Annotated in this window: 11 protein-coding genes; all 11 read right to left on the bottom strand. The window is 62.5% G+C overall.

Features of this window, described 5'->3' with window-relative positions:
* Positions 1–111: 111 nt before the first annotated feature.
* A complete protein-coding gene (locus Q4F91_RS10800) occupies positions 112–603 on the bottom strand; it encodes a HipA N-terminal domain-containing protein (protein WP_303337580.1) in 492 nt (163 codons plus the stop codon).
* Positions 604–715: 112 nt separating this feature from the next.
* Positions 716–1213, bottom strand: coding sequence for a GNAT family N-acetyltransferase (locus Q4F91_RS10805; RefSeq protein WP_303337582.1), 498 nt, complete (start codon positions 1211–1213; stop codon positions 716–718).
* Positions 1213–1479, bottom strand: coding sequence for a DUF1778 domain-containing protein (locus tag Q4F91_RS10810; RefSeq protein WP_303337584.1), 267 nt, complete (start codon positions 1477–1479; stop codon positions 1213–1215). Before Q4F91_RS10810 ends, Q4F91_RS10805 begins: the two co-directional genes overlap by 1 nt.
* Positions 1480–1592: 113 nt before the next feature.
* Positions 1593–2555 (bottom strand): aromatic amino acid DMT transporter YddG, encoded by a 963-nt coding sequence (gene yddG, locus Q4F91_RS10815; protein WP_303337586.1) that lies wholly within the window; start codon positions 2553–2555, stop codon positions 1593–1595.
* A 256-nt stretch (positions 2556–2811) separates the two neighbouring features.
* A complete protein-coding gene (locus tag Q4F91_RS10820; RefSeq protein ID WP_303337588.1) occupies positions 2812–3909 on the bottom strand; it encodes a porin in 1098 nt (365 codons plus the stop codon).
* Positions 3910–4114: 205 nt separating this feature from the next.
* A complete protein-coding gene (locus tag Q4F91_RS10825) occupies positions 4115–5059 on the bottom strand; it encodes a succinylglutamate desuccinylase/aspartoacylase family protein (protein ID WP_303337591.1) in 945 nt (314 codons plus the stop codon).
* 261 nt (positions 5060–5320) lie between these two features.
* Positions 5321–6232 carry an ABC transporter ATP-binding protein gene (locus tag Q4F91_RS10830; protein WP_303337593.1) on the bottom strand — a complete coding sequence of 304 codons (912 nt, stop codon included), beginning with the start codon at positions 6230–6232 and terminating at the stop codon, positions 5321–5323.
* Positions 6232–7074 (bottom strand): ABC transporter ATP-binding protein, encoded by an 843-nt coding sequence (locus Q4F91_RS10835; protein ID WP_303337601.1) that lies wholly within the window; start codon positions 7072–7074, stop codon positions 6232–6234. The genes Q4F91_RS10830 and Q4F91_RS10835 overlap by 1 nt, the downstream gene beginning before the upstream one ends.
* A 5-nt stretch (positions 7075–7079) precedes the next feature.
* Positions 7080–7904, bottom strand: coding sequence for a nickel/cobalt ABC transporter permease (opp1C, locus tag Q4F91_RS10840; RefSeq protein ID WP_303337595.1), 825 nt, complete (start codon positions 7902–7904; stop codon positions 7080–7082).
* A gap of 2 nt (positions 7905–7906) precedes the next feature.
* Complete coding sequence (gene opp1B, locus Q4F91_RS10845) at positions 7907–8851, bottom strand: nickel/cobalt ABC transporter permease (protein ID WP_303337597.1); 945 nt, start codon at positions 8849–8851, stop codon at positions 7907–7909.
* A gap of 253 nt (positions 8852–9104) precedes the next feature.
* Entirely contained in the window at positions 9105–10721 is a 1617-nt protein-coding gene (nikA, locus tag Q4F91_RS10850; RefSeq protein WP_303337599.1) for a nickel ABC transporter substrate-binding protein, read from the bottom strand.
* Positions 10722–11502: the final 781 nt, after the last annotated feature.

Consider the following 11502-nt stretch of genomic DNA (forward strand, 5'->3'; position numbering starts at 1 on the left):
ACACTCCATGCTGCCGAGCTCTTCAGCAGTTCAAGAGCCTGATAGGGTACCTACGCTGCACAACGTCATGGCGGCCTCCATTTTTGAGGTCGGGGTAGATATTGTAATTTCTCATTCGACTAGTTTAGCCCCGGGGAGCAGATATCGGTAGTCGTCCTCAAGCAGCCGGTCGGAAGTCTGACTTGGAGGAGGAAGCCTCAGACGCTCCGCGATTTCTGTCTCGGTGAGTTCGGTGCCGCCGGCGGGGGAGGGCGGCGCGGGTTCCTCGTCCTCGGCGAGGATCTGCAGAGCGCCCGGGCAGTCGCGGCCGCCCGCGAGCAGCAGCGCCGGGAGATCGTCCGGCCCGGGCGGGACGTCACGGGCGGTGAGCCGGCGCAGATCCTCGTTTTCGGGGAGGAGGTTGAGAAAGAAATTGCGCACCGCGTCGCCGGTGAGCGGACTGCCGCCGGCCGTCAGCGGCAGAGAGCGCGACAGCGGAAGACCGAGGCCGGAGCCAGCCCGGTCATCGTCAAGGTCAAGTTCCCAGCGGTCCCGTCCGGGGAAAGCGAGCATGCCTGCCCGGTGACCGTTCATCCAGAGCGAGAGCCGGCGGGTCATCGTCATTTCACTTCAAATTATTTTTATAATATGAAACAATATCGAAAACTAAGTATAATGCAAATTAAGGCGCGCCTTATTTGACGCGCCCAGATCTTGCTTTCTGAAGATTTTAATGCTAGGATTTTTCATGTAATCCGTAAAAGAGCATAGGCGAATTCGTTTTTGCCGTTGAAAACCCTCTTTTAATATAGAAAAGCCGTGCCTTTTCGGAAATTGGATGAACTACAAGGGCGGCTACGCCGATTGACTCGGCCGCTGCCATTGAAATATCTAGAGCAGCCATAAGCAAAGAATCGCCAAGTCCTTGCCCTTGAAATTTTTTACTCACAGCGAGCTGCCCGAGAAGAATCACTGGCAAGGGAGCAGGCATATCTCTTCGCAAACTTGCACGCAATGAGCAATGCTCAACAGAATGGGTAGATAGTGCAAAGAATCCAGCCAATTCTCCATCGTCTAATGAGAAAACCAAATAAGTTCTGCTACCGCCACGTATATCGTTCGCTAAAGCGCGTCTCCGGAGCCACTGATCTATATCACTTTCTCCACATTCAAATGAAGCAAGTGCAGGGGCATCTTCCGCAGTTATAGGAATAGGCTTCGAAAAGCGTGCCATCAATCCTCCCAAACAGGCTTGCGGGCGCGGAATCGAGCACGGGCAGCTAAAACCTTAGGATCTTTCTCACCTTCCTCAAGTTGAGTAAGGAAATTTTCGAATTCCTCAAGTGAAAGTCGGGTTACGCGTTCATCTTCGCGGATGGAACTCGCGAGCATCCTTAGAGATCTGAGGACAAGAGCAGTCTTTGTTTCGCCGGTTGACTTAGCAAGGTCATTAAGAAAAGCTTCATCAAAGTCCGACAAACGGATCGTCAGAGTTGCCATTTGATGCCTCCAAATGTGTTGCAACTATCAGTACATAGTGTACTGCAAATTGCAGTGCATCACAAGAGAAACGATTGTATCTGCCGAATGACAGAGATTCTTTCAGCTTTGGGTCAATGTTCAGCACAGCACTTAGGTGCCCGTTCCAACGCCTTCACCCCTCTGTCCGTCGCATCCCAGCAGAGGAGCGACCCCGCCACGACGAGCGCCACGCCCGTCCAGAAGGACCCGTCGAGCTCCGCCCCGATCCACACGACGCCGAAGAGGCAGGCGAGCACCGGCGTGAAGTAGGATGCCAGCGCGAGCGTCGTCACGTTCCCCTTGCTGACGCCGTGCGTCCAGGCCGCGTAGGCCGCGCCCATGGCGGCGCCGCCGAGCACCACCGAGACGATGCCGTGCGCGTCGGGCTCGCCCAAAGTCTCGGTGCCGATATCGAGGAACCACAGCACGCCGTAGATCGCGGCGTCGATCGCGAAGATCACGGTCGAGAGATTGGCCCCGTTGCTCCAGGCCTTGGTCATCGAGGAGAAGCTCGCCCAGGTGAGGGCGGCGAAGAGCGCCATCACGTAGCTCCACGGGTTCTCCTTGAGGCGGGCGACGAAGCCCGCGAGCGAGAACCCGTCGTTTCCGGCGAGGATCTGAATGATCCCGACGAACGCAAGCATCACGCCCGGCACGATCCACCAGCGGGTCCTCACGCCATTGAAGATGACGGCGAAGAGGAGCGTGAGCGCGGGCCAGAGGTAGTTCACCATCCCGACTTCCATGGTCTGCTTGCCGCCGGTGGAGAAGAAGATCGCGAGGCAGTAGCAGATCGAACACAAGTTGGCCATGGGGAGGCCCAGCAGGAGGTACCGCCGGTCAACGGTGCGCAGGTCCGGCACGCCCACCATGAACCAGAGGCACACCACCGCCACGAGATAGAGCAGCGTCTCGCCCTGCGCGAGCCCGAAGCCCTCGGCGATGCCGCGCACGAGCGCGACGCCCATGCCCCAGCAGACGGGCGCGAAGAGTCCGATCAGGGTCGCACGGCGGACGGATGCGGCGGAGGGGACCTGGGAGACGGGCGTGGTCATAAATATAGAGAGAGGTGAAGGATCGGGAGAGGCGGCAGGGGCGTGCCCGGAATCAGCACGCCTCTGACGCCTCGACGCCCGCAGGTGAGGAACGCTGCGGGCGACGAAGGTCTTTTTTGATCCGAGGAATCCGGTGCCGTTCCTTCCCGGCTCGAATCCAGGGTCTCCTCCGGCCGCCCCGGGGCTTCACTTCGGGACGGCGGGCGGGAGAGCTGAGGTTCAGGCGGGGGAGGGAATCAGCCTCGGGTTCTCAGCGTCAGAACTTGTGGGTGATGCCGACGGCGGCCTGGTAGAGCTTCTCCTCGGCGGCGGCGGAGAGCGTCTGGCCGGCGGCGGCGTCACGCTCGAGCTGCTGGTAGCCGACGGAGGCGTAGACGGTCGTGCGCTTGCTGAAGGAGTAGAGGTAGCGCACCGAGCCGAAGTAACCCGTGAGGTCGTAGAGCTTGCCGTCCAAGTTGTTCGCCTCGCCGTCCGCGTAGCCCGCGGCCACGACGAACTTGCCGCCGAGCGCCGGGGCGATCGCACCGATCTGGGCGGCGTAGCCGTCAACCGTCACGAACTTCGAGGTCGAGACCCAGTCGTTCGCGAGGTTGTCGCCGTCCTTGAGGTACTGCGCACCGGCGTAGACCGTGACGGGCCCGAAGTTGTAGTTGCCCGCGAGCCCCACCACGACCTTGTCGTCGATCTGGCGGTCCTGGGCGTCATTCGCGTTCGCGTAGTGAACCGTCTCGGCCGTGAGCGCAACATTGAGCGGCCCCTGGTTGTAGGTGGCGGCAAGACCCATGTAGCGCTGGTTGAGACCGGACTGGGCGTTCTCCGTGCCCTGGGCGAAGGAGTACTGGGCGTAGACCTTGAAGCCCGCGAAGTCGGGCGAGGCGTAGGTCACCATGTTGTCGCGGCGGCTTTCGTAGGAGAAGACGCCGACCACGTTGCCGTCGCCGCCGTCGAAGCTGTCGCCCGTGCCGAAGAAGAGGTCGTAGGTGCCGGCCGCGGACGAGAAGGAACCGATGCGGCCGAAGGTGAGGGTGCCGTACTGGCCCTGGGCGTAGACCGTGGCCTGGCGGTGGAAGAGGAGCGAGTTCTTGAAGGCGCCCGTGTCAACCATGTACTGAGCCTCGAGCTGGAAGCCGACCTTCATGCCGTTGATGTCCTCGGCGCCCTTGAAGCCGAAGCGCGAGCCGGCGTTCTGGCCGCTCATCATCTCGAGCTTGTTGGTCTTGACGCCGTCGACCTCCGTGCGGGAGGCACGCAGGCCCACGTCGGCGACGCCGTAGAGGGTGACGTCGGCGGCGGAGGCGGCCGTGGCGGCGAAGCAGCCGGCGATGGCGGCGGCGAGGAGAAGCTTTTTGGTCATGGGTATGTACCTGTAGGGAGGAGAAACGCGGCCGTTGGAGAAGAAAAACTTGAAAAGAAGCGGCCGCAGGGTTGAAGGGAGAAGGGAATCCGGGGATGAGGAGGGGGAGCCGGGGCCCTCGAAATGATTTCGAAAAGGCTCCGGAACATTCCTCCCGCTTCACCCGCGGGGCTGAAAAAATGAGTGAGTGGATCAGTGAATTTCGTCAGGCATAGGCGACGAGGTCCCGGCCGGCGGGGACGAACAATGTTCCCGAGCCGTAGAGCACGGTGCCCGCGAACTCGGCGTGCACGCGCTTGACTTCCTTGCCCTCGAAGTCGCGCAGTATCCCGAGGAGCGCCCCGGCGGGGAAGCTCTCGCCCGCGCGCACCGTCGGGTACCAGAGGCCGTCGACGGCCGAGCCCGCGTAGACCGCGACCGGGGCTTCCCTCTGGTCGTGGCGGGGCTTGTTCACGAGCCCGAGCGCCCCGGGGACGATGACGCCGAGATGCTGCAGCACGGAGGCCACGTCACGGCGGTAGGCCGCCACGCCTTCCTCGCTCCAGCGGCCGCCTTCGCCGCGCTCGATCAGGATCGAGGGGATGCCGAGAACGGCCGACGAGTTGTAGGCGCCGGTCGTCGCCTGCGAGAGCACGCGCACCGGGACGTCGACGAATTCCGCGGCCGCGCGGGCCTTCTCGGTGACACTCGCCTCGCACGCTCCGGGCACGTAGACATAGGCCGAGAGGCACTCGTGCACGTCGCCCCCGTGGAGGTCGATGTGGAAGTCGCTCGCAAGCGTCAGTTTCGTGATCTCCGCGGCGATCCGCTGCGTGATCGACCCTTCCGCGTTTCCGGGGAACTCGCGGTTGAGGTTCCTTCCGTCGGCGGGGTTCACCGCCGGCACGCGGGCGGCGAAGGCGCCGGGGTTGGCAAGCGCGACGACGGTGAGCGTGCCCTTGACGAGGTCGGGATTGAGCTCGAGCGCGATGCGGCGCGCGGTCTCGATGCCGACGTACTCGGCGCCGTGGATGCCCGCGGTGATGAGAACGCGGGGACCGGGTGCCGTGCCCTCGATGCGCCGGATGCGGAGGCTCTGCGTAATCTCCCGGCCCGATTCGTCGGGGCCGGTGACGGAGAGGAGGTCAAACTTCGGGGACTGGACTGTCACAGCTGAAAAGTTTCCTGTCAGTTGAATGAAAGACGGCGGGAAAGGTGTTCGTTGCGGCGGGGTCGGTCTGGGTCTGGTTTCTGTCCTGCGGGAAGCCCGTGGGGAGGAGGCCGTGATCATCTCAGCGCTCTCCTCCCGCCCGCCGCCGCCGGGAACTGCCTTCATTTACCGGCGGCGTGACGGGCGGGAGGTTTGCAGAGCACCGGGATGACCGGTTCATCCCCCTGAGACTTCCCCCTAGGGTCTCGCGGATGTCTCTCGTCAGAAGCTCACCTGCGCCGCGGCGTGAGCGCCGGTCCCGTGGGGACCGAGCGCCTCGGCGTCGGTTTCGCTTCGCTGCTCGAGGATCCGCGCGTACTCGTCGTTGTCGTGGTCGATGCCGATGCCGACGACCGCATGGAGCAGGTCCTGCGCGTAACTGTTTTTGATCTCCGAGATGCGGCTGATGTCCTCGACGGTCTCGACGATGCGGCCGTTGTGCATGAAGTGCACCTTGTCGCAGAAGTACGTGATCGCGGTGAGGTCATGCGTGATGAAGACGTACGAGAGCCCGCTGTCGCGGCGCAGGTCCTTGAGCAGATCCATCACCTGGATCTGGGTCGCGGCGTCAAGCGACGAGATCGCCTCGTCAAGCAGCACGATCTCGGGCCGGATCGCCACGGCGCGGGCGATGCAGACGCGCTGGAGCTGGCCGCCCGAGAGTTCGTGCGGGTAGCGCTCCATGAAGTCCGCGGGCAGCCCCACGCGCTCGAGGATCGAGCAGGCCGTCGTGTACTCCTCCTTCTTCGAGATTCTCTCGCCGGCGAGCCTCAGCGCCCTGAACGATTCGCCGAGGATGTGCTTCACGCGGAAGCGCGGGTTCACGCTCGTCGTGTAGTCCTGGAAGACGATCGAGGTCTTGTGGGAGAGGGCGAGGCGCTCCGCGTGCGAGTGGCGCGCGTAGATCTCCATGCCGTTGAGACGCACCGAGCCGCTGTCGGGCTTGAGAAGCCCCGAGAGCACGCGGCCGAAGGTGGACTTTCCCGACCCGGACTCGCCGATGATGCCGAGGCACTCGCCCTTCTCGAGCGAGAGGTCAAGGCCGTGCAGGATCGTCTGGCGCTCGCGGCCGAAGAGCTTCGCCTGGTTTTCCTTCTTGAAGCTCACGACAACGTTCTTTGCTTCGAGCAGCATCAGTTCTTCTCCTCAATGGCGGGGGACTTCTCACCCTTCGTCGCGCGGACGAAGGCGTTCATGACGCTCGAGTGCCGGTCAATGAGCTCGCGGGTGTAGGCGTCGGTGGCGTTTCTGAACACCTCGTCCACGGTTCCGCGCTCGACGATGCGGCCGCGGTACATGACGCACAGGCGGTCGGCGACCATCGAGAGAACGCCGAGGTCGTGCGAGATGAAGATCATCGCGGCCTTCGAGTGCTTCTTGATGCGCAGGAACTCCTGCATCACGGCGAAGCGGCTGATCGAGTCGATGGCGGTCGTGGGCTCGTCGCAGACGATGAGGTCGGGCTCGAGCTTGACGGCGAGGCCGATCATCACGCGCTGCAGCATGCCGCCCGAGAGCTGGTGCGGGTACTTGCGGAGCACCTCCTCGGGATTGCGGATGCGCATGAGCTTCAGAACGGCGATCGACTCCTCGCGAATCTTTTTCGAGTTCCAGTCCGTGTGCTCGGCGAAGGTCTCCGCCATCTGCTCGCCCACGCGGTAGAGCGGATCGAAGCAGCTCATCGGATTCTGGAGGACCATCGTGATCTTCTCGCCGCGCATGCGGCGGATCGCCTCGTTGGACTTCTTGTTGAGGTCCTCGCCCTTGAAGAGCATGCCGCCGGAGATCTCGAAGTTCTTCTCGAGCAGTCGCAGCACGGCCTTCATCGTCATCGACTTGCCGGAGCCCGACTCGCCGAGGATGCCGAGGCACTGCCCGGGCATCACCTCGAAGGACACCCCCTTGACGATCTCGGCCGACTTGCCGTCCTGGTGGAAGGTGACCCTGAGGTCCTTCACCGACAGAATGGGATTCATGTTGCTCACAGGCGGACCTCCTTCGGATCGAGCGCGTCACGGAGACTGTCGCCGAGCAGGTTGAAGCAGCCGACGAGAACGACGACGGCGATGCCGGGGACGAGCATCTGCTCGGGGTTGGAGACCATGACGTTCTTGGCTTCGTTGAGCATCGCGCCCCACTCAGGGGTCGGCGCCTGGACGCCGAGCCCCAGGAACGAGAGCGTCGAGATGTTGAGGATGGCCCAGCCGGTGTCAAGCGACGCCAGGACCGCGAGCTCCGCGGCGATGCAGGGCAGCATGTGGCGGCTCATGATGTAGCCGTCGCCCGAGCCGATCGACTTGGAGAAGAGCACGAAGTTCATGCCGGTGTACTTCACCACGGCCGTCCTGATCATGCGGGCGTACCACGCCCACTTGATGAAGATGTTGGCGATGATGACGTTCTGGATGTCGACGCCGAGGAGCGCCACGACCGCAAGGATCATGATCTGCGAGGGGAAGGAGAGCATCACGTCGACGACGCGCATGATCACCTCGTCCACGGGCCCCCTCATGTAGCCCGCGAGCACGCCCATGGCGAGTCCGAGCCCGATGGTGCCGAGCATCGTCAGGATCGAGAGGAAGAGCGTCGGCTGGATGCCGTAGAGCATGCGCGAGAAGACGCAGCGGCCGAGCTGGTCGGTGCCGAGCCAGTACTCCCACGAGGGCGGCGCGAACTTCATCAGGATGTTGTTTTCGTAGGGGTCGTGCGGCGCGATCCACGGGGCGAAGAGCCCGAGGAGCGCCGTGCCGATGATGACGAAGAGGCAGAGCTGCGTCATCGGATTGCGTAAAAAGACTTTCAGCATTTTCAGCGGCTCTCTTCCTGGCGCAGACGCGGATCAGCCATGGTCTGCAGCATGTCAAAGAACAGGTTGAAGAAGACGAAGAGCACGCCCATCATCAGCACGTAGGCCTGGATGACGGGGTAGTCGCGGTTGAAGATCGACGTGATGCAGAGCTTGCCGAGGCCCGGCCAGGCGAAGACGTTCTCGACGACGATCGTGCCGGCGATGAGCTGCGGGATCGACATGCCGATCGCGGTGACGCAGCTCTGGAGCGAGTTCTTCAGCACGTGCTTCACGAGAATCGCGCGTTCCTTGAGGCCCCTCACCTTGGCGTAGAGCACGTAGTCCTCGCGCATGTTCTCGAGCATGTTGTTGCGGATCAAGCGGATGTAGGTCGAGATGTAGGTGAGGGCCACCGTGAAGGCCGGGAGGATCAGGTGCGCGAAGGACCCGGAGCCCGAGGTCGGCAGCAGATCCATCTTGATCGAGACGAGCCAGATGAGCAGCAGGCCCACCCAGTACGCCGGCATCGCGGTCGTCGCGAACACGACGCCACGCATGATGCGGTCGAACCAGCTGTCCTTGTAGACCGCCGAGAGGAAGCCGATCGGGAGCGAGAGGCCGATCACGTAGACCAGCGACAGGCCCGCGAGCGAGAGGGTCGCCGGCATGCAGCGCGAGAGTTCGCCGAGCACCGTGCGGGCGGGGTTCGTGTAGCTCACGCCGAAGTCGCCCTGGAGGCAGGCCCAGAGCCAGTGGAAGTAGCGCACGAGGAAGGGCTCGTCGAGGCCGAGCTCGCGGCGCATCTCTGCAATCGCCTCCGGCGTGATGATCGGGGTCTGGCGCACGCGGAGCGCCACCTCGGCCGGATCCGACGGAATCAGGTTGATGAAGCAGAAGCAGAGGAATGAGATGATGAATAGCAGCGGTATCGTCGCGAGCAACCGCTTGATGACGTATTGACGCATGGCTGAAGGCAGTTCTCTCCCTTGCGGGGCTTGAAGGGTTGGCGGGGAAAAGGCGGGGGCATCCCTCCGGGTGAGACCGGGGACTCACGGCGGAGAGAGCTCGAGGGAAAAGAGAGAAGAGACCCCGCCCGCGGGTGTTCCCGTGCCGGCCGGCCCGGGGTGCCCCGGGCGCCTGCGGCTGGTTGGTGCGGGCGCTCCGGGCCGCGGGCCGGCGAGGCGACCCGCGCGCGGTGTCTCTTTCAAACGGTGCGGATTACTTCACCGGGTACATGTCGCCGAACGGGACTTCGTACTGATTCGAGAGGAAGCCGACGCCGCCCACCTTCTTGTTGAAGAGGGCCTTGTTGGTCTCGTACGTGATCGGGATGTAGACCGCGTCGTCGTGCAGGTGCTTCAGCACGAACGTGTAGAGCTCCTGACGGCGGGTTTCGTCGGTGGAGGTGAGGATCTCGGTGATGGCCTTGTCGATCTCGGCCTTGTCGGGAAGGCCGAGCTGGGCGGCGTAGTCGCCGTAGACGCGCTGGCGCATGGCGGCGAGCGACGACTGCGGGTCATACGGGGTGCCCCAGCAGATGTTGAAGACGAGGTCGAAGTGGCCGTTCTTCATGTTGTCGCGATAGCTCTGCTCCTCCTCGCCGCGGATCGTCACCTTGATGCCGAGCTTGCCGAACTCGCTCTGGAGGTACTCGGCGATCGTCTTTTCCGACACCGAGTTCGAGTTGTAGAGGAGGTTGAGCTCCATGGCCTTGCCGTCCTTCATGAGCGGGGCGCGGCGGCCGTCACGCTTCCAGCCGGCCTGCTCGAGGAGCTCGGCGGCCTTCTTCATGTTGGCCTCGTAGGGCTTGAGGTCGATATTGCAGTACGGGATCGACTTCGCGTAGAGCGTGTCGGCGGCGGGCTCGAGGCCGTGGAAGACGCCCTGGCTGATGACGGCCTTGTTGGTGGCGTGCTGCAGCGCGCGGCGGACGTTGGCGTCGCGCAGGAACTCGTTGTTCGTGTTGAGCACGATCTGGCGCGTCGAGGTCGGATCAGACACGGCGATGCCGAACTTGTCGCTGTCGCGGTACTTGTTGAGGGCGTCGGCGTCGACCATGTTCTTCCCCCAGATCAGGTCGGCCTCGCCCTTCTCGAGCGCGAGGATGCGGGTCTGGTTGTCGGGAATGACCTTGACGATGACGCGCTTGTAGGCGGGCTTCTTGCCCCAGTAGTTCTCGTTCCTCTCAAAGACCGAGTACTCGTCGATCACGTGCTCCTTGAGGATCCACTGGCCGGAGCCGATGAAGCTCGTGACGCCGTCCTTGGTCTTGCCGTCCTTCATCACCTTCGGGGACACGAAGGCGAAGGGGCGCGTGACCGCGAGCTCCGTGAGCATCGGGTAGTACGGCTCCTTCATCGTGATCACGAACGTCTCGGCATCCGTGGCCTTTGCCGACACTAAAAGACGCATCATTTCGAGCCACGAATGTCTTTTCTTGTTGTCGATGAGGGCGTCGAAATTCTTCTCGACGGCATAGGCATCAAGCACTTCGCCGTCGGTGAAGGTCATGCCCTTGCGGATCTTGAACGTGTATACGCGGCCGTCCGGGGAGATCGTCCAGGACTCGGCCACGGCCGGGTGGTAGGAGCCGTCGTTGCCGAGCGTGACGAGACCCTCGAAGAGCATCTCCTGGGCGAACATCTCGCCGCCGTAGAGGTGCGGATTGAGATCGCGCAGATCGCGGTAGTTGAGGAAGGTGAGGGTTTCTTCGTCGGCGACCGGGGCGGCGGAGGCCGCCGGGGTGTAGCTGCCGAGCATGGCGCCGGCCGAGAGGGTGAAGAGGGCGGTGCCGAGGAGCTTGATGACAGAACGGCGGGCAAACTTGATGGACATGCAGGATCCGTGTGGTTGAAGTGCGGAAATGAGCATTCAAATGAGAACCTTTCCCATTTGAGAAGCGTTGGAGTCTACTCTGTAAATTTTTCTTTACATTCGCATCCTCGGTGCCGCGTGTTTTTCGTGACACACGCCGCAGGATTCCTTATGCTCGGCGCGGGGAGTCCGGGAACAGGCATCTTCAGCCATACCCGTCCCGGGTATCGGCTCGTAAATAATTATTACTATCAAATACCCATTCAGGGGTATATAGGCATCGTTCTATGCCGTTGAGAATTTTTCTCAATATTTGAGGCGGTTGCCCGCATCTGGGTACCCGATGGCTCTCCCGTTTGGGACGGTCCCGACGGGCGGGATGGCGGGGCGGTGTTACTTTTGAGCATAACGTCGCATTGAGAGGACGCCTCAGAGGTCTTGTCGGAAACAGTTTTCGGATTGCCGGGAGAGGTCCTGTGCACACATATATATGACATATGGGTTGGTTCGATACAACAGACCGCTCAACGGGAATACCTTGATTTCATGGGAATACCCGTAGGGGTATGCACGGCCGGCTGCCAGAGGAGAAGAGACCGGCGGGAAGGCTCTCGGGAGCGGATATCAAGTACCTGATGAACGACAGAGTCGTAAGAAGAAAGTGCGACTGGATCGGGGCCGGCGTTCGGTCCGGCGGAGGGCCACTGGCAACCGGGAGCGGGGAGCGCAGGCGTGGGGCGGGTTTCATTCAGACGCCGGGCATCCCGCGCGTGCGGCACTTGATCAAAAGGCGTATTCACAC

This window comes from Sutterella sp. (assembly GCF_030539355.1).
In the GTDB taxonomy this organism is placed as follows: Bacteria; Pseudomonadota; Gammaproteobacteria; order Burkholderiales; family Burkholderiaceae_F; genus Sutterella.

What these genes read in the sequence shown, in the direction of transcription:
- Q4F91_RS10800 (WP_303337580.1), bottom strand. Translation starts at nt 603, where the DNA reads ATGACGATGACCCGCCGGCTCTCGCTCTGGATGAACGGTCACCGGGCA.
- Q4F91_RS10830 (WP_303337593.1), bottom strand. Translation starts at nt 6,232, where the DNA reads ATGCTGCTCGAAGCAAAGAACGTTGTCGTGAGCTTCAAGAAGGAAAAC.
- yddG (WP_303337586.1), bottom strand. Translation starts at nt 2,555, where the DNA reads ATGACCACGCCCGTCTCCCAGGTCCCCTCCGCCGCATCCGTCCGCCGT.
- Q4F91_RS10805 (WP_303337582.1), bottom strand. Translation starts at nt 1,213, where the DNA reads ATGGCACGCTTTTCGAAGCCTATTCCTATAACTGCGGAAGATGCCCCT.
- nikA (WP_303337599.1), bottom strand. Translation starts at nt 10,721, where the DNA reads ATGTCCATCAAGTTTGCCCGCCGTTCTGTCATCAAGCTCCTCGGCACC.
- opp1B (WP_303337597.1), bottom strand. Translation starts at nt 8,851, where the DNA reads ATGCGTCAATACGTCATCAAGCGGTTGCTCGCGACGATACCGCTGCTA.
- Q4F91_RS10835 (WP_303337601.1), bottom strand. Translation starts at nt 7,074, where the DNA reads ATGAATCCCATTCTGTCGGTGAAGGACCTCAGGGTCACCTTCCACCAG.
- Q4F91_RS10820 (WP_303337588.1), bottom strand. Translation starts at nt 3,909, where the DNA reads ATGACCAAAAAGCTTCTCCTCGCCGCCGCCATCGCCGGCTGCTTCGCC.
- Q4F91_RS10810 (WP_303337584.1), bottom strand. Translation starts at nt 1,479, where the DNA reads ATGGCAACTCTGACGATCCGTTTGTCGGACTTTGATGAAGCTTTTCTT.
- opp1C (WP_303337595.1), bottom strand. Translation starts at nt 7,904, where the DNA reads ATGCTGAAAGTCTTTTTACGCAATCCGATGACGCAGCTCTGCCTCTTC.